Annotated in this window: 18 protein-coding genes; 7 read left to right on the top strand and 11 right to left on the bottom strand. The window is 75.8% G+C overall.

Annotation, left to right across the window (positions count from 1 at the left end; all coding sequences use genetic code 11):
* Both IO39_RS56230 and IO39_RS34695 read left to right on the top strand, forming a co-directional pair.
* The coding region (locus tag IO39_RS56230; protein WP_043632406.1) for a hypothetical protein at nucleotides 1-180 on the top strand (180 nt) is incomplete at its 5' end.
* Nucleotides 181-216: 36 nt separating this feature from the next.
* Complete coding sequence (locus IO39_RS34695; RefSeq protein ID WP_043632403.1) at nucleotides 217-669, top strand: hypothetical protein; 453 nt, start codon at nucleotides 217-219, stop codon at nucleotides 667-669.
* A gap of 228 nt (nucleotides 670-897) precedes the next feature.
* Here the strand turns inward: IO39_RS34695 and IO39_RS34690 are convergent, their stop codons facing one another.
* Nucleotides 898-2,103 (bottom strand): MFS transporter, encoded by a 1,206-nt coding sequence (locus IO39_RS34690; RefSeq protein ID WP_063765400.1) that lies wholly within the window; start codon nucleotides 2,101-2,103, stop codon nucleotides 898-900.
* Between the two features lie 116 nt (nucleotides 2,104-2,219).
* Here IO39_RS34690 and IO39_RS34685 point away from each other — a divergent pair, with 116 nt between their 5' ends.
* Nucleotides 2,220-3,113 carry a helix-turn-helix transcriptional regulator gene (locus IO39_RS34685; RefSeq protein WP_043632400.1) on the top strand — a complete coding sequence of 298 codons (894 nt, stop codon included), beginning with the start codon at nucleotides 2,220-2,222 and terminating at the stop codon, nucleotides 3,111-3,113.
* On the opposite strand, the gene IO39_RS51230 is transcribed toward IO39_RS34685, so the two are convergent.
* The 3 genes from IO39_RS51230 to IO39_RS34670 all read right to left on the bottom strand — a co-directional run bounded on the left by IO39_RS51230 (nucleotide 3,017) and on the right by IO39_RS34670 (nucleotide 4,803).
* The gene (locus IO39_RS51230) at nucleotides 3,017-3,406 is read right to left on the bottom strand and encodes an STAS domain-containing protein (protein ID WP_052423739.1); all 390 of its coding nucleotides are present in this window, start codon (nucleotides 3,404-3,406) and stop codon (nucleotides 3,017-3,019) included. The genes IO39_RS34685 and IO39_RS51230 overlap by 97 nt on opposite strands.
* A 286-nt stretch (nucleotides 3,407-3,692) precedes the next feature.
* Entirely contained in the window at nucleotides 3,693-4,145 is a 453-nt protein-coding gene (locus IO39_RS34675; RefSeq protein ID WP_245642469.1) for a nuclear transport factor 2 family protein, read from the bottom strand.
* A 244-nt stretch (nucleotides 4,146-4,389) separates the two neighbouring features.
* Nucleotides 4,390-4,803, bottom strand: a complete 414-nt coding sequence (locus IO39_RS34670; protein ID WP_043632393.1) for a DUF6223 family protein — start codon at nucleotides 4,801-4,803, stop codon at nucleotides 4,390-4,392.
* 271 nt (nucleotides 4,804-5,074) lie between these two features.
* Between IO39_RS34670 and IO39_RS34665 the strand changes: the two genes are divergently transcribed.
* Together IO39_RS34665 and IO39_RS34660 are read left to right on the top strand one after the other, a co-directional pair.
* Entirely contained in the window at nucleotides 5,075-6,292 is a 1,218-nt protein-coding gene (locus tag IO39_RS34665; protein WP_043632391.1) for a sensor histidine kinase, read from the top strand.
* Nucleotides 6,289-6,981: a response regulator transcription factor gene (locus tag IO39_RS34660; protein ID WP_043632388.1), complete on the top strand. Its 693-nt coding sequence runs from the start codon at nucleotides 6,289-6,291 to the stop codon at nucleotides 6,979-6,981. Before IO39_RS34665 ends, IO39_RS34660 begins: the two co-directional genes overlap by 4 nt.
* Here IO39_RS34660 and IO39_RS59945 read toward each other — a convergent pair.
* Nucleotides 6,948-7,271, bottom strand: coding sequence for a hypothetical protein (locus IO39_RS59945; RefSeq protein WP_439331495.1), 324 nt, complete (start codon nucleotides 7,269-7,271; stop codon nucleotides 6,948-6,950). The genes IO39_RS34660 and IO39_RS59945 overlap by 34 nt on opposite strands.
* On the opposite strand from IO39_RS59945, the gene IO39_RS59940 reads away from it, so the two are divergent.
* Nucleotides 7,179-7,730, top strand: coding sequence for an ArsR/SmtB family transcription factor (locus IO39_RS59940; RefSeq protein ID WP_439331494.1), 552 nt, complete (start codon nucleotides 7,179-7,181; stop codon nucleotides 7,728-7,730). The two genes, IO39_RS59945 and IO39_RS59940, sit on opposite strands and share 93 nt — an antisense overlap.
* A gap of 215 nt (nucleotides 7,731-7,945) precedes the next feature.
* On the opposite strand, the gene IO39_RS34650 is transcribed toward IO39_RS59940, so the two are convergent.
* Both IO39_RS34650 and IO39_RS34645 read right to left on the bottom strand, forming a co-directional pair.
* Entirely contained in the window at nucleotides 7,946-8,362 is a 417-nt protein-coding gene (locus IO39_RS34650) for a hypothetical protein (RefSeq protein WP_043632386.1), read from the bottom strand.
* A gap of 134 nt (nucleotides 8,363-8,496) precedes the next feature.
* A complete protein-coding gene (locus tag IO39_RS34645; RefSeq protein WP_043632384.1) occupies nucleotides 8,497-9,450 on the bottom strand; it encodes an ArsR/SmtB family transcription factor in 954 nt (317 codons plus the stop codon).
* A gap of 132 nt (nucleotides 9,451-9,582) precedes the next feature.
* Between IO39_RS34645 and IO39_RS34640 the strand changes: the two genes are divergently transcribed.
* Nucleotides 9,583-10,803 carry an aminopeptidase gene (locus tag IO39_RS34640; RefSeq protein ID WP_043632382.1) on the top strand — a complete coding sequence of 407 codons (1,221 nt, stop codon included), beginning with the start codon at nucleotides 9,583-9,585 and terminating at the stop codon, nucleotides 10,801-10,803.
* On the opposite strand, the gene rodA is transcribed toward IO39_RS34640, so the two are convergent.
* From rodA to mreC, 4 genes are read right to left on the bottom strand one after another with little or no spacing between them, the layout of a single operon-like run.
* Nucleotides 10,800-12,020: a rod shape-determining protein RodA gene (gene rodA, locus IO39_RS34635; protein ID WP_084773978.1), complete on the bottom strand. Its 1,221-nt coding sequence runs from the start codon at nucleotides 12,018-12,020 to the stop codon at nucleotides 10,800-10,802. The genes IO39_RS34640 and rodA overlap by 4 nt on opposite strands.
* Nucleotides 12,017-13,906 carry a penicillin-binding protein 2 gene (gene mrdA / locus IO39_RS34630; RefSeq protein WP_245642470.1) on the bottom strand — a complete coding sequence of 630 codons (1,890 nt, stop codon included), beginning with the start codon at nucleotides 13,904-13,906 and terminating at the stop codon, nucleotides 12,017-12,019. The genes rodA and mrdA overlap by 4 nt, the downstream gene beginning before the upstream one ends.
* The gene (locus IO39_RS58180; RefSeq protein WP_245642468.1) at nucleotides 13,788-14,495 is read right to left on the bottom strand and encodes a rod shape-determining protein MreD; all 708 of its coding nucleotides are present in this window, start codon (nucleotides 14,493-14,495) and stop codon (nucleotides 13,788-13,790) included. Before IO39_RS58180 ends, mrdA begins: the two co-directional genes overlap by 119 nt.
* Nucleotides 14,485-15,330 carry a rod shape-determining protein MreC gene (gene mreC / locus IO39_RS34625; RefSeq protein ID WP_157549259.1) on the bottom strand — a complete coding sequence of 282 codons (846 nt, stop codon included), beginning with the start codon at nucleotides 15,328-15,330 and terminating at the stop codon, nucleotides 14,485-14,487. Before mreC ends, IO39_RS58180 begins: the two co-directional genes overlap by 11 nt.
* Between the last annotated feature and the right edge of the window lie 64 nt (nucleotides 15,331-15,394).

Here is a 15,394-nt window from a genome sequence, read left to right as displayed (position 1 = left end):
CAGGAGTGGTACGGCACCGTGCGCAGCCAGGGCCGCGAGATCACCTACGGCGTCATCGAACGCTTCGGCCACCGCGACGGCAAGGTCACCGACTGGAGCCTGACGTTCGACACGCTGCCGCTCATCGCCGACGCCGGCAAGATCGACCGGCTGTACGGCCTGCTGAGCCGTCCCTCCTGAAATCCGCATCACCGTACCGACAGTCAAGGAAGATCGATGGCACTGGACGCACTCCGCCCCGACGAACGGGTCGAGCCCGCGCGGGATCTGCCCGGCCGGCTGGAACGGTGGTCCCGCTCCACCGGGATCGCCGTGGAGGTGTGGGCACTTCCCGGCGAGCCCCTCACCGGGCGCGGCGCGGAGCTCGTCCATGCCACGATCCGCGACGCGCTGGACGGCTTCGCGCTGGACGGGTCGGTGCGGTGCGTGGGCGTCGCGCTCACCGTGAGCGTCCGCGGCCTGCGCCTGACGCTCAGCGGCGACGGGCACGGACTGCTCCCGGAGCGGCTCTCGGACCGGCTGCGGGCCAGGCACGCCGAGTTCGCGGAGCTGGGCGGCGGGCTGTCGGTGAACGCGGTGCCCGCCGCCGGCATCACCATCAGCGCCACCCTCCCCGGGCCGCGCGTCCGGGGCGCGCGAGGTCGTGGCGGTGCCGGGTCGCGGTGTTGAGTGTTCGGCTCGGCGGTGCCGGGTCGCGGCGGCGATGTTCGGCTCGGCGGTGCCGCCGCCCGAGCAGGACCGCTCCGTACGGTGGCTGCGCACGGCGTTGTACGTCGCTCACCCGCTCGGCCCACGACCTGGCCGCGCCGCGCGCCGAGCCCGTGCCGTTCCCGTCCGTACCCGCGCGGCAGCCTTCCGCCTAGCCCGCGGCAGGGCGCCCGCCACGCTCTTCGAGGGTCAGCGGCTGCGCGTGGCTCGGGCGGTGAGGCCGAAGACGGCCAGGCCGGCCAGGCTCATGGCGGCTCCGGCGTAGCCGGGTGCGGTGTAGCCGAGGCCGGCCTCAAGGGTGGCCGCGCCGGCGAGGCTGCCGAGGGTCGCCCCGAAGTTGAAGGCGGCGATGTTGGCCGTCGAGATCATGGTCGCCGCGCTCCCCGCCACCGCCAGAACCCGGTTCTGCAACGGCGAGATCAGCCCGAACCCGGCGGCGCCGACCACGAAGAGCAGCACCACGGTGAGGACCGGCACCCCGGCCAGCAACGACTGCCCGGCCAACGCGGTGATGAGGAGCACGAGCAGCACCGCGATCGTCGCGTTCGGGTACCGGTCGGCGGCACGTCCTCCGGCCCAGTTCCCGGCGACCAGGCCCGCGCCGTAGATCATCAGCAGCCAGGTCAGCGCACTCTCCGGGAAGCCGGTGACGGTCGTCAGCAGCGGCGTGATGTAGGTGAAGGAGGCGAAGAGCCCGCCGAAGCCGATCGCCGTCGTCGCCAGCGCCCCCCACACGGCCGGGAAGCGGAAGGGACGCAGCTCGTCCCGCAGCCGCGTGGCCGAGGCCGTCCGCTCCGCCGGGGTGAGGACCAGGACGCCGATGAGGCCGACGAGCCCGAGGACGATCACCAGGCCGAACGATTCGCGCCAGCCGAGCCACTGGCCGACGAAGGTGCCCAGCGGCATGCCCAGCACGTTGGCCAGGGTCAGCCCGGTGAACATGAACGCGATGGCCGCCGCCCTGCGCCGTACCGGCACGAGGGAGGCCGCGACCACGGAAGCGGCGCCGAAGTAGGCGCCGTGGCTGATCGCCGAGACGAATCGCCCGGCCATCAGGACGCCGAAGGACGGCGCGAGCGCGCAGACGGCGTTGCCCACGAGGAAGATCGCCAGCAGGGTCACCAGAAGCCTCTTGCGCGGGGTACGCAGGGTCAGGGCCGCCAGCACCGGGCCGCCCACCACGACCCCGGCGGCGTACCCCGTGGTCAGCAGCCCGGTCGTGGCCACGGGCACCGCGAACTCGTCCGAGAGCGTGAGCAGCAGGCCGTTGGTCATGAACTCCGTCGTGCCGATCGCGAAGGCGCTGACGGCCAGGGCGAGAAGTGTCCACGACGGGCCCCGCCGGGCAGGGGAAGCCGGTTCCTCCGAGTCCTCGACCGCAATGGGTGCGTGCATCTCCTGTGTCATGGGCTCCACGGTGCGGCGGGGGCGTACGGGCGGGCCAGATCCCTGCCGTGGGTACCACTGACAGGGGCAGGCACGCACCCGGGACGGGTGCCTACCATCGGAGCGTGGAACGAGAGAGCCTTGGCGCGTTTCTGCGCAGCCGCCGCGACCGGGTGACGCCGGCGCAGGCGGGCATCGCCGGCCATGGAACGGTCCGCCGGGTCCCCGGGCTGCGGCGCGAGGAGCTCGCCCAGCTCGCCGGCATCAGCATCAGCTACTACACCCGCCTGGAACAGGATCAGGCCGACGGCGCCTCCGGGCAGGTCCTCGACGCGCTCGCCAGGGTCCTGCGCCTGGACGAGACCGAGACCGCCCACCTGCGCAACCTGGCGCGCCGGCGTCCTGTCACCACGCTGGTCCGTCCCCGTCCGGAGCGGGCCCATCCCCGGGTGCTCGCCCTCCTCGACGCTCTGGGCGAGAACACGCCGGCTCTCGTTCTCGGCAGGCGCAACGACGTGCTCGCCTGGAACCGCGCCGGCCACGCCCTGCTCACGCCGCACCTCGACTTCGACGCGCCGGCCGACGCCGCCGGCCGGCCGTCGCTCTCACGCTGGTTCTTCCTCGACCCCCACGCCCGCGAGCTGCACCGCAACTGGGACGACCTCGCCAAGAACCACGTCGCCTACCTGCGCCTGGTCAGCGGCCGCCACTCCGGCGACGCCCGCCTCGCCGAGCTGATCGGCGAGCTCACCATGCGCAGCCGCGAGTTCGCCACGCTCTGGGCGGCCGGCCACGTCGGCGACTGCACCGCCGGCCTCAAGCGGCTCCACCACCCCACGGCCGGAGACCTCGACGTCGACTACCAGGTCTGGCTCCAGCCCGACAGCCCCGACCACCGGCTCGAGATCTACACCGCGCACGATCAGCGCTCCTCCGACGCCCTGCGGCTGCTGACGGCGGGGACGGGGATGTCGCGATCGCGTCCTGCGGGGGCGCGGGAAGGCAGCATGCCGAGCTGATCGCCCGAGCCGGTGCCGGCCCGCAGCACCAGGGCCGCCGGCGCGCTGGGGCCGAACAGCGTCAGGTTCCCCCCGAGCGAGCGGGCCAGCCGGCGCGCCCGCAGCAGGGCGGTGGCGCCGCGCGAGTCCATGAAGGTCACCCGCCGCAGGTCCACGCTCAGCCGGGGGCCACGCTGCCGGATCACCGTGGCGAGGAATTCGTACAGATCGTCGGCGGTGAGCAGGTCGACCTCGCCGGCCACGCCGACGACGGGGGCGCCTGCGGACAGGCTGACGTTGAGATCCAGTCGCATGAAGGGTTCCTTGCGGGGAGCACGCCCGGCGCTCTGGTGCGCCGGGTCCCCTCCCGTACCCTCAGCAAGCCGCCTCAACCGCTTTCTCACCTCTCCCCCGCTCACGCAGGGGGACGGCGATCCGGAAGCCGCTCGCCGGGCGGGCCGGGACGCGCCGCAGGGAGATGGTCAGGTCCTGCGGGGGCGCCTCGTAGTCCAGGCCGGCGAGGAGGCCGATGTTCGCCGCGGCCACGGCCGCGACGGGCCTGGTCTTCGCGACGCCGCCGGCTGATCACCGCCGCCCCGCTCACCGCGGCCCTGCCGGGTCGCAGGCCCGGGCGACGGCGGCCGGGTCCCAGTAGAAGGGGCGGCACTCGAGCATGCGGCCGTCGCGAACGGTGATCAGCTGCACGATCAGCGTGTCGACCTCGCGGCCCGTGGCCCGGGCGCGGAACCGCACCCGGTTGCGCACCACCACGGTGTCCCCGTCGCCCCAGTGTTCCTGCTCCAGGAACTCCATCGATTCCCAGACCTCGCTGAAGGCGGCCAGGAACCGCTCCATGCCGTCCCGGCCCCGCCACGTCCCCGTGCCCGTGAACGGCAGGCCCGGAGCCTGGTGCAGCACCACCTCCGGATCCAGGTACGCGGCGACCCGGTCATAGCTGGCCTTCCCGTACCCGCCCGCGGCCACGTACGCCGCCTCGGCGGCATAGAACTTCTCCATCACCGCCCACGCGCCGCCCGCCTGTCGCCCTTCCACGGAAGTCTCCATGGTCATCACCGCACTCCTCTCACTGGCAACACCCTGGAGAACCCCGTCGCCCCGGAGTCGGTTGCAGCGGATCCAGCCGCAGGAAGCCCTGCTCCCCGCGGCGTGCGTACGGTGCCCGCCCGCTGCGCCGGGCGGCCGGGCCGGGCCGGAACCCGCCCCGCACCGGCCGCCTGTAGTCATCAAGCGATCCGGGAGCGCACCTGGTCCTGCCGAGCGGGGTCATCGAGCGGGGTCATGGGGTGCGCTGCTGCGCTCGGCGGGCGCGGGCCAGGGCCAGGGCGCCGAGGGCCGTGGCGAGCAGCCCGAGCGCCAGGTCCAGGTAGCCCCCGACTATGCCGTAGCCCGTGCCGGGGCCGCCGTCGGCCACGGCGACGACCAGCCCGCCGATGACCGCGCAGGCCGGCCCCGCCACCAGGGCCACGACGGCCTTCCTCCTCCCGGCGCCGGCGCGACGGGCCAGGGCCAGCCCGCCGATGATCACGCCGGCCAGCCCCAGCAGCGCCGCCACCAAGCTCCACGTACGCCCGGAGGTCAAGGTGTAAGCGCCGACGGGCTGGACCAGAGCGTGCGCGGCCGCCGGTGTGGCGAGCCCCACGACTCCGAGCAGGGCGGCCGCGGCGGCGGCCGGCAGGTGACGGACGGACATGAGGATCCTTTCGGTCGGATGCCGGGCACCGGCAGCAGGTGCCCGGCGGCTCGGCCCGTCCCGGGTGAGACGCCGGTGACGGGCGTGAGGGGTCGAAGTGGTTGACGTCGCAGCGATCGTCGCGCGGCCGGGGCGGCCGGGGCTTCCGGCAGGGGACGGTGGGATCTACGCAGTTCTGCGTACGGACCCCGTGCCCCGATACGCCCGTCGCCGTACGGGGCCGCGCGTCCGGGCGGAGTGCCCGCGCGAGCGGCGACCGTAGGATCGCGGCATGGAACACCGCGTGATGGCCTCGCGCCTGCCCGCGCCGGCGCAGGACGTGCTGCTCGCGCTCTTCATCACCGTGATGCAGGTTCAGGGCACGATGGTGCGCAACGCCGGCGAGGTGGTCCAGCGTCCCCTCACCGATCTCGGGAACCTGGGCTACGGGCTGCTGATCGTGAGTGGCGTGGCGATCGCCGTGCGCCGCCGGTGGCCGGTGCCGGTGTTCGTCATCACCGCGCTGGCCAGCGCGGCGTACTACACCCTCGACTTCCCCGACGGGCCCGGCTGGCTCGGGCTCTTCGTCGCCCTGTACACCCTCGCCGCCTACGGCGACGGGCGGCGGTCGCTGGTGATCGCCGGCGTGGGCACCTCCGTGCTCACCGCCACCTGGCTCGTCGCCGCGGCCGACATCGAGCCACGCGCCGCCATCGGCTGGGTGTACTTCCGGATCGGCGCGTCGGTCATGAGCGCGGCCCTCGGCGAGTCCGTCCGGTCCCGGCAGGTCATCGCGGCCGAGGCGCAGGAGCGGGCCGAGGCGGCCGAACGCACGCGGGAGGAGGAGGCGCGCGCCCGGGTGAACGCCGAACGGCTCCGGATCGCGCGCGAGGTCCACGACACCGTCGCCCACGCCATAGCGATCATCAACGTCCAGTCCGGGGTCGCCGCGCACGTGCTCGACCGGCGGCCGGAGGCGGCGCGCGAGGCGCTGCGCACCGTCGAGCAGACCAGTTCCCGGGCGCTGCGGGAGATGCGGGCCGTCCTCGGGGTGCTCCGTGACGACGACGGCACGGACGACGAGGGGCGGGGCCCGTACCCCGGGCTGGGACAGATCGACGAGCTGGCCGCCAAGGCGCGCGAGGCGGGGCTCGACGTGCGGCTGGAGGAGACCCCGCCCGTGGCGCCGCTGCCCGGCGCGGTGGGAAGCGCCGCCTACCGGATCGTGCAGGAGTCGATCACCAACGTGGTGCGCCATGCCGGCCCGACCCGGGTCACGATAGCGCTGACCCCGGGGTCCGAGGCGCTGGAGATCCGCGTGACCGACGAGGGCCGCCGCGCCGCCCCGGCTCACGACGCGGCCGAGCCGCGCCCGCCCGGCCGCGGGATCCCCGGCATGCGGGAGCGTTGCCGGCTGCTGGGCGGAGAGTTCCAGGCCGCGCCGCTGCCCGGCGGCGGGTTCGAGGTCAGGGCGCGTCTGCCCCTCGCGCCGGCCGGGCCGGGCCTGTGAACGCGTCCGCCGCCCCGGAGGACGCCCCGATCAGGGTGCTGCTCGCCGACGACGAGGGGCTCGTGCGCTCCGGGTTCAAGGTCCTGCTCGACCTGGAGGAGGGCATCACCGTCGTGGGAGAGGCCACCAACGGGGCCGAGGCCGTCGAGCGGGCCCGCGCCACCCGCCCCGACGTCGTCCTCATGGACATCCGCATGCCGAAGCTGGACGGCATCCAGGCCACCGCCCGGATCGCCGGGACGCGCGGGCTGGAGCGGGTGCGGATCATCATTCTCACCACGTACGACACCGACGAGTACGTCTTCGACGCCTTGCAGGCCGGCGCCAGCGGCTTCCTGCTCAAGGACGCCGGGCCGGCCGAGCTGCTGCACGCGATCCGGGTGGTCGCGGCCGGGGAGGCGCTGCTCGCGCCGCGGATCACCCGGCGTCTCATCGGCCAGCTCACCGCGCGGCGCAGGGCCGCCACGGTCGCGGAGGACCGGCTCGCGGTGCTGACCGAGCGCGAGCGTGAGGTGGTGGCCCTGGTGGGGCGGGGTCTGAGCAACCACGAGATCGGCGCCGAGCTGTTCCTCAGCCCGGCCACCGCGCGCACTCATGTCAGCCGGGCGATGGCGAAACTGGGGGCGCGCGACCGCGCGCAACTGGTCGTCGTCGCCTATGAGACGGGGCTGGTCAGCCCGGGGACGTGAGCGGCGGTCATGACGCGCTCGCTCGGCGCCCGTGCCGGGCGGCGCCGGCGATCCGCTCCCGGTATGTGCCGGTGTCGAACACCGGCGTGCCCTTGCCCCCGGTCAGCAGCGGCCGCGCCCAGGAGGTAGGCCACCACCTCGTCCCGGCCGGGGTAGCGGTCCGGGTCACCGGGGAAAGGCCGTCCGGGCAGGGCGCTGTGGCGGGCCGGGGAGAACAGGGTGAGGCTGTCGTAGTAGCGCGGCCAGGATCCGACCGGTCGCGCCCCGGCCTCGATCACCAGCGGGGCCAGGCCCGCCCGCCGGGCGGCGTACGCGGCGGCCAGGCCGGCCTGCCCGGCCCCGTAGCAGCCGGCCCCACCACGGCCGACACCGCCACCACGGCCGACACCGCCACCACGGCCGGCCCCACCCCGGCGGGCGTCGCAGCGGCCGGCGCCGATCGATCGGCCGTGCCGCCGCCGCCCGTGGAGCTCAGCGCGGCCGCGGGCGCTTTCCTGCGCGCCCTGGACAGCCCGGTCCGCCAGCGCATCCTGGCCCTGTTCGCGCGCGGCGCCGAGCTGTCCGTCGGCCAGGTCGCCGAGCGCGCCGGCATCGGCCAGCCCCGCGCCTCCGAGCAACTGGCCGAGCTCAGACGCGGCGGCCTCCTCACCTCCCGCAAGGACGGCAAGGTCACCTGGTACCGCGCCGACAGGCAGGCCGTCGCCGCCGCCCTGTCCGACCTGCAGTCGTACCTGAAGAACTGCTGCTGACCGGGGCAGGCAGCCCCGCAAGGCGAGCCCGCGCGCCGAACTCGAAGACCCGGTTGAAGCCACCTCGCCGGGAGGAGAAGCAGAGCAGGAGAAGGGGCGTCAGAAGGCGGCCGACGCCTCCCACGGCATCCCCGCCTGCCGATCACCACGTTCCGGGCTGCGCCGAATGTCGCCGCCGGAAGTCACCCCGTCCGAGGAGCGACCGGACGGCCGGCTCACCTTTCGGTGATGTGCTGGTCTCGGGCCGCGATGTTGGCCCGTCCCTGCCCGGAGACGGTGACCGTGATCGTCACGTTGTGGGCGCCGGGCTGCCGGTCCGGCGGCAGCAGCGGCGCCAGCTCCTCGTCCAGGACCCGCCGCAGCTCGTCGCCCAGGCCGGGGTCGGCGTCCAGCAGCCGCCGCAGCTTGCGCTGCCAGTCGCCGACCAGGTCCTGCTCGGCCTGCCCGTCGCCCGCCCGGCGCGCGGCCACCACCTCGGCGTGGGTCTCCTCCAGCTCGGCGGCGATCACCTCGGCCCGTTCGGGGCGCGCCCGCCGCCACAGCGCGACGACCGCGTTGCGGGCCTGCTGCCAGCCCTCGGTCGCCATCGCGGTCACCACCGCGGTCGCCGCCGCCAACACCAGCGGATCCATCCCCGCCCCTCCCCCTACGCGCCCGTGCCGTTCACGAACGCCACCGTAACCGCGCGGCGCGCGGCAGGTGGGACGAATGCCGAAGCGGATCTCAGGTCACGCCGGGCCGGTGGAGGGCGGCGGCGAGGGCGGTATCAGTGCCGTCCGTGGCTCACGACGGCCGTGCCGAGCGGGGTGCGCCCGTAGTGGACCTGGCGGCCGGCTCGCCGCGCGGTCAGGAGGCCGGCGTGCAGCAGGACCTTGAGGTGCCCGGACACGGTGGCCGGGCTGAGGCCCAGGCGGCGGGCCAGGACGCCGGTGGCCATCGGCTCGTCGAGCTCGGCGAGGATCGCCGCGCGGCTGCGGCCGAGCAGGGCGGTCAGCGTGCCGGGCGGCGCCTCCGGGCGGGCGCCGAGGGTGGCCGCGCCCCTGGCCGGATAGATGAGCGTCGGCTGCCACGGCCGGTCGTGCTGCACGCTCGGCACGGGCCCGTGCAGCAGGCTCGGCACGAGGAGCAGGCCACGGCCGGCGAGGTCGAGCGTCTCGCGGCCCGGCCCGTCGATCTCCAGCCACCCGCCGGCCCAGCGCACGCCGGGGTGCAGCTCGCCGAGCATCGACGCGAACCCGCCCCGGGCCACGCCGGCGGCCCGGTAGGCGATGTCCGCTTCGAGGAGGTCCCTCATCCGCGGCCACTGCGGGGCGAGCAGCCGCCGCCAGACCGTGCGCATCGAGGCGGCCAGGTGCGCGAGGGCGGCGGCCGGGTCACCGGGGAGCCTGGCCGAGACGGCGGGCGGCGGGCCGGATCTGGCCAGCTCGGCGGCGACCACGTCGAGAGGCAGGCCGCGCAGCCGGTCGAACTCGTCCTCCGGGTCCGGCAGCGGGCGGGTGGGCGGCGGGGTCAGGAAGTCGGGGGCGTAGCCCGTGGGCGGCAGCAGGTGCGGCAGCACGCCGAGGTCGGCGGCCACCGCCCGCCCGGCGGCAGGGCGCAGCCAGGGAAGGTGACGGCCGGCGTGGCGGACGGCGCGTACCGCCGCGGTGGCCTCCCACAGCGGGGCCACGGCGAAGCGGCTGCGGAGCAGGTCGGCTTCGCCGAGACGCAGACGGATCATCGGTTCTCCCGGGGCCGGGTCCGTAGGGAGGATTCGGGCAGGCCCGAATCCTTTGCCGGCCAGCCTCCCGGGCGGGGACGCTCTGCGGCAAGGGCGCCGGCAGCGCGCCGCGACCATGGTGAGGAGCGGGAGATGACGGACCGGCTGGACGCGTACGCCGAGGTGATCCTCGACGCGGGCCTGCAGTTCGAGAACGGGCAGATCCTCGGGATCGACGCCCTGCCCGAGCACGCGCCGCTGGCGCACGCCCTGGCCGAGCACGCCTACCGGCGCGGCGCGCGTTATGTGGACGTGTGGTATTTCGAGCCGCACGCCAAGGCGTCCCGCGTCCGCCACGCGGAGCGGGAGTCGCTGGCCTGGACGCCGCCGTGGCTGGACCGCCGCTACGAGAATCTCGCCGCCGCCGGGGGCGCGCTGATCAGCGTCAGGGGCGATCCCCGGCCCGCGCTGCTGTCCGGCCTCGACGGCGCCCGCGCGGGCCTGGACCGGATGCCCGCGCTGGCCTCCCGGATCAGGGCGCAGATCGACGCGCGGCTGGCCTGGACGATCGTCTGCTACCCGACCGCAGAGTGGGCGCGGCTCGTGTACGGCGAGCCCGACGTCGAAGCGCTGTGGCGGGACCTCGAACGTTTCCTGCGCCTCGACCGGCCCGACCCGGTCGCGGCCTGGCGCGAGCGCATGGCGGAGCTGCGCCGGCACGCCGACCGGCTGACCGGGCTCGGCCTGGACGCGCTGCGGTTCGCCGGGCCGGGCACGGATCTGACCATCGGGCTGATCCCGGGCGCCCGCTGGCTGACCTCGGAGCAGGCCGCGCGTACGGGGCAGCACACCATCGTGAACCTGCCGACCGAGGAGGTGTACACGACGCCGGACCGCACCCGCGCCGAGGGCGTGGTGACCAGCACGCGCCCGCTGGCGCTCGACGGGGTGGTCGTGGAGGACCTGCGGCTGACGTTCGCCGGGGGCCGGATCGTGGACGTCGCGGCGAGCCGCGGCGCGGAGGCGGTCAGGGCCCAGCTCGCCGCCGACGAGGGAGCGCCGAGCCTGGGCGAGGTCGCCCTCGTCGACAACAGCTCCCCCATCGGGCGGAGCGGCCGCACCTACCTGACGACCCTGCTGGACGAGAACGCCGCCTGCCACCTCGCCTGGGGCGCCGGGATACCCAACGTGCTGCCCGGATGGCTGGACAGCACCTCCGAGCAGCTCCGCGACCGGGGCGTCAACCAGGCGGTCCTGCACACCGACTTCATGGTCGGCGGCCCGGAGGTGACCGTGACCGGCCGGCTCGGCGACGGGACCTGGATCGACGTCCTGCGCGGCGAAGCCTGGCAGACGAGGGGCGGCGCCTCCTAGAGCACGGCCTGGCGGCGTACCGACATCAGCACGCCCACCGCCGCCAGGCATGCCACGGTCGACGACCCCCCGTAGGAGACGAACGGCAGCGGCACGCCCACGATGGGCGCCAGGCCCAGCACCATGCCGACGTTGACGAACGTCTGCGCGGCCAGCCAGCAGGCGATCCCGGCGGCGGCCAGCCTGCCGAAGGGGGTGACCGCACCGTCCGCGACGCGCAGCGCCCGCCGCAGCAGCGCCCAGAGCAGCACCAGGATCAGCGCCGCCCCGGCGAACCCGAGCTCCTCGCCGGCCACGGTGAAGACGAAGTCGGTGTGCTGCTCGGGGACGAACCGCCCGCCGGTCTGGTCGCCGCGGAACAAGCCCCGCCCGAACAGCCCGCCCGAGCCGACCGTCACCAGCGCCTGCGTGGCGTTGTACCCCGCGCCCTGCGGGTCGGCCATCGGGTCGGCGAAGGTGAGCAGCCGCTGCATCTGGTGCGGGCGGAGCAGCCCGAGGAACCAGGCCGCGGCCGCCGCGGCGACGCCCGCCCCGGCCAGCAGGGCGATCCACCGGCCGCGCAGCCCGGCCACCACCAGCATGCCGCCCGCCGTCACCACCATGATCATGGCGGTGCCGAGGTCGGGCTGGAGCATGATGAGGCCGAGCGGGAGGGCCGCCACCGCCAGCGCGAGCGCGAACCCCCTCCCCCGGGCGCCGTCGGCCAGCACCGCGGCCAGCATGAGCACGAGCGCGACCTTGGCCGGCTCCGACGGCTGCACGTCCAGACCGCCGAGCGAGAGCCACGACTGCGCGCCGTTGGCGGTCGTCCCCAGCGGGGTCAGCACCGCCGCCAGGCCGAGCAGCCCGGCCAGGTACGCCGGCGTCGTCCACGCGCGCAGCGCGCCATGGCCGGACAGGGTGATCGCGGTCATCACGGCCAGGCCCACGAGGACGTTCGCGGCCTGCCTCTTGAGGTAGGTCTGCGGGTCCTCCCCCGCCGCCTCCATCCTGGGCCGGGTGGCCGACCAGACCAGCAGCGTGCCCGTCAGGCAGAGCAGGAGCGCCGGGACCAGCAGCGTCCAGTCGACGGCCCGCAGGGCGGCCCGCCGCCGGTCACGCCGCAGCCGGGTGAGGACGCCCCCGGCCCGGTCGGTGAGCGGCGCGTGCGCGCGCCACTGGGGCACGTCGTCGCGGCGGGGCACGAGCCGGGTGCCGCCGGAGGTGAAGGGCGTCATCTGCGGCTCCTCGCGGGCAGGGCGGCCGTCCGGCCCTCCAGCCCGTACATGCCGGACCAGATCTCCCGGACGGCCGGCGCCGCCGCCTCGCCGCCCGAGCCGCCCTGCGAGATCACGGCCACGACCACGTGGCGGGGGTCATCGGCGGGGGCGAAGGAGGCGAACCAGGAGGTGTCCTTCTCCCCGTACGCCTCCGCCGTGCCCGTCTTGCCGGCCACCGCCAGCTTGCCGAGCGGGAACCCGGCGAACGCGCCGGCGGCCGTGCCCGACTTCGGCACCTCCGCCAGCGCGTCCCTGATGTAGGACAGCGTCTTGCCGGGCACCGGCAGCCGCCCCGTGACGGGCGGGACGACGGACCTGACGAGCCGGCCGTCCGGGCCGCGCACCTCCTTGCCGACGCGGGGGGAGAAGAGGGTGCCGCCGTTGGCGAGGGCCGCGTACGCGCGGGCCAGTTGCAGCGGCGTGGCCAGCACGTCGCCCTGCCCGATGGAGAAGTTCGCGGCGTCACCGGCGGTCCAGGCGTAGCCGCGGGCGCAGTTCTCGGCGGCGATCGCCTTGAGGTAGGCGGCCCTGCCGGGGTCGGTCCTGGCCGTCTCCGGGTAGCCCTCGCGCGCCTCCTCGCACGTGCGCTGCCTGGTCTCCTCCCAGTACGCCTTCTTCCACGCCCGGTCGGGCACCCGGCCCGCGGCCTCGCCGGGCAGGTCCACGCCGGTCTCGGCGCCGAAGCCGAAGGCCCTGGCCATGCGCTGCATGGGGTCGCGGTGGTCCTTGAGCCAGAGCTGGTGCGCGAAGCGGTAGTAGATCGTGTCGCAGGACTGGACGAGGGCCTCGTGCAGGTCCATGACGCCGAGGTCGGCGCCGCCGAAGTTGCGGAAGGAGCGGTCGCCGACCCGGTAGGAGCCGGGGCAGTCGTAGCGTCCCTTCAGCGGGTAGCCGGCGCCCGTGGCGGCGGCCGTGGAGACGACCTTCCAGGTGGAGGCGGGCGGCCACTGCGCCTGGATGGCCCGCGACAGCAGCGGCCGGTCGTGGCCGGAGGTGAGCCGGCGGTAGTCGTCCGGCTCGATGCCGCCCGTCCACACCTCGGGGTCGTAGCCGGGGTAGGAGGCCATGGCGACCACGCGCCCGGTGCGGGCCTCCAGCACGACGGCGGCCCCCGAGTCGGCCGGCGCGCCCCGGCCGCGCGCCTTGCGGACCGCGCGTTCCAGCGCCCGCTCCGTCACCGCCTGCACGTCGGCGTCGATGCTGGTGACGAGCGTGGCGCCGGGCGCGGGCGGCTGCTCGCGCACGGTGCGCAGCACCTGTCCCGCGCTGTCCACGACGACCTCCCTGCTGCCCGGCTCGCCGCGCAGGTCCGCCTCGTACGACGCTTCGAGGCCGTCCCTGCCGACCTCGCCGGCGCCCTCGTCCGCCGGCCCCAGGTAGCCGAGCACGTGCGCGGCCAGCTCCCCCCGGGGATGGTCGCGGACGGGCTCGGGCGCGGCGCTCACGCCGGGGAAGTCCTCCGGCCGCTCGGCGATCTGCGTGGCGGTCCTCGCCGGGACGCCCTCGGCCACCGGGATCGGCTCGTACGGCGAGCCCGCCCAGCAGGGCTTGCCCGTCCGGGGCCCGCACGGCGTCATCCGCCGCGACAGCTCCTCGTAGGGCCGGTCGAGCAGCGCGGCCAGCGCGCGCAGCGTGGCGCGGCCCCGGTCGGGCTGCCGGCCGAGCTCGACCCGGTCCACGGAGATCGTCATCGCGGCGCGGTTGCGGGCCAGGGGGCGGCCCCGGTCATCGAGGATGCGCCCGCGCACGGCCGGGATGGCGATGTGGCGCACGTGGTCGGCGAAGGCGGCTCGGTCGTAGCGCTCGCCGTCCAGGATCTGCACCTGCCACAACCGGCCGAGCAGGGTGAGGAAGATCGCTGCCACCAGCAGGTGCACCAGCGGCAGGCGGAAGCGGGAGGGTCGCATGGTTGTGCCTTCTCAGTGAGGCCCGGGGGCGCCGGGTGAGCAGGCGCCACAGCAGCGGGCCGGCGATCAGGTTGCACGGGAGGGCGGCCAGGGCCGCCGCGGCGGGCGGCAGGCCGGCCACCGGGGTGGCGCCGCCCGTCCAGGAGGCGGGCGCGGGGGTGCCCGGCCAGGCGGCGAGCAGCAGGGCGGCGGCCGTCACGAGGACGGTGCCGCCCGCGCTCGCCACCAGCGCGCGAGCCGTCGTGGGCAGCTCGCGCGCCGGTGAGCGCGGGATCAGCCCGGCGGCGTACCCGGCCAGGCAGAGCAGCAGCGCGGTGCGGCCGGCGGGCGGCAGCGCGGGCGGGACCAGGTCCGCGACCAGCCCGGCCGCGAAGCCGGTCACCGCGCCGGCGAGCGGCCCCAGGGCGGCGCCGGCCACGACGGCCACCAGCAGCACGAGGTCGGGCGGCGGGATCGGCAGCCGCTCCATCATGGCCACCTGGAGCAGCGGGGCCAGCGTCACCGCCGCCGCGAGCCTAGCCCGCATCCCTGATCACGCCCACGACGTCGAGGGTGCCGAAGGAGACGGCGGGGCGCACCAGGGCGGTGCGGGTGAGCTGGTCGCGGGCGGGCTCGACGCGCTCCACCGTGCCGATGGGCACGCCCGGCGGGTAGGGGCGCAGGCCGCTGGAGCCGAGCGTCTCGACGCGCTGACCGGGCCGCAGCGGGGCGTCGGCGTCGAGCAGCCGCAGCGACAGCAGCCCGTCGCCACGGCCCTCGACGGTGCCGATCCGCCCGGCCTTCGCGGGGGCGTCCGTCACCCGGGCGCCCGCCGCGGCGGAGCGGGCCGTGGCGAGCAGGACGGTGGAGACCGCCGGCCCGGCCTCGACCACCCGCCCCACCAGCCCGTCGGCGGTGACCACGGCCATGTCGGGGGCCACCCCCGCCCGCGACCCGGCGTCGATGGTGACGCTGTCGCCGCGCACGCCGACGACGCGGGCGTCGATCAGGCTGAGCCCCGGGTGGGAGGCGGCCAGCCGGTGCCGCTGGGCGTCCCGGGTCCGGGCGGCCCGCTCCGCCCACAGCTCCGCCGCCAGCCGGGACGCCCGCCGCTCGGCCTCCTCGGCCCGCTCGCGCGCCTCCCCGGCTCCCGCCACGGCGCCCACCGGCCGGCCCGCGGCGGCGAGCGCCTGCTCGGCCGGCCCGGCCACGGCGGCGGTCGCCGTACGCAGGAAGGAGGCGTGCCCGCGCAGGTCGAGGGTGATCAGCCCGACCGCGGCCACGACCAGCAGCACGAGCACCCGGCGCGGCCGGTGGGGCGCCCGCACCGGCGGCGCCGCCCGCACTCCGGAGAACGCCGGCATCCTCGGAAGCGCTCGCATCCCCGGGAACGCTCGCATCCTCGGGAACGCTCGCATACGAGAGAACACACGCATGTCGCCTCCC

Source organism: Nonomuraea candida, assembly GCF_000725485.1.
Lineage (GTDB): Bacteria > Actinomycetota > Actinomycetes > Streptosporangiales > Streptosporangiaceae > Nonomuraea > Nonomuraea candida.
Note: the sequence above shows the minus strand (reverse complement) of the source record. Positions and strands in the feature narration are given on the sequence as shown.

Coding starts and splice junctions, on each gene's coding strand:
- IO39_RS34650 (WP_043632386.1), bottom strand. CDS start 8,362: ATGGATCCGCTGGTGTTGGCGGCGGCGACCGCGGTGGTGACCGCGATG.
- IO39_RS34665 (WP_043632391.1), top strand. CDS start 5,075: ATGGAACACCGCGTGATGGCCTCGCGCCTGCCCGCGCCGGCGCAGGAC.
- rodA (WP_084773978.1), bottom strand. CDS start 12,020: ATGACGCCCTTCACCTCCGGCGGCACCCGGCTCGTGCCCCGCCGCGAC.
- IO39_RS34645 (WP_043632384.1), bottom strand. CDS start 9,450: ATGATCCGTCTGCGTCTCGGCGAAGCCGACCTGCTCCGCAGCCGCTTC.
- IO39_RS58180 (WP_245642468.1), bottom strand. CDS start 14,495: ATGCGGGCTAGGCTCGCGGCGGCGGTGACGCTGGCCCCGCTGCTCCAG.
- IO39_RS34640 (WP_043632382.1), top strand. CDS start 9,583: ATGACGGACCGGCTGGACGCGTACGCCGAGGTGATCCTCGACGCGGGC.
- mreC (WP_157549259.1), bottom strand. CDS start 15,330: ATGCGAGCGCTTCCGAGGATGCCGGCGTTCTCCGGAGTGCGGGCGGCG.
- IO39_RS34670 (WP_043632393.1), bottom strand. CDS start 4,803: ATGTCCGTCCGTCACCTGCCGGCCGCCGCCGCGGCCGCCCTGCTCGGA.
- IO39_RS34695 (WP_043632403.1), top strand. CDS start 217: ATGGCACTGGACGCACTCCGCCCCGACGAACGGGTCGAGCCCGCGCGG.
- IO39_RS51230 (WP_052423739.1), bottom strand. CDS start 3,406: ATGCGACTGGATCTCAACGTCAGCCTGTCCGCAGGCGCCCCCGTCGTC.
- IO39_RS34690 (WP_063765400.1), bottom strand. CDS start 2,103: ATGCACGCACCCATTGCGGTCGAGGACTCGGAGGAACCGGCTTCCCCT.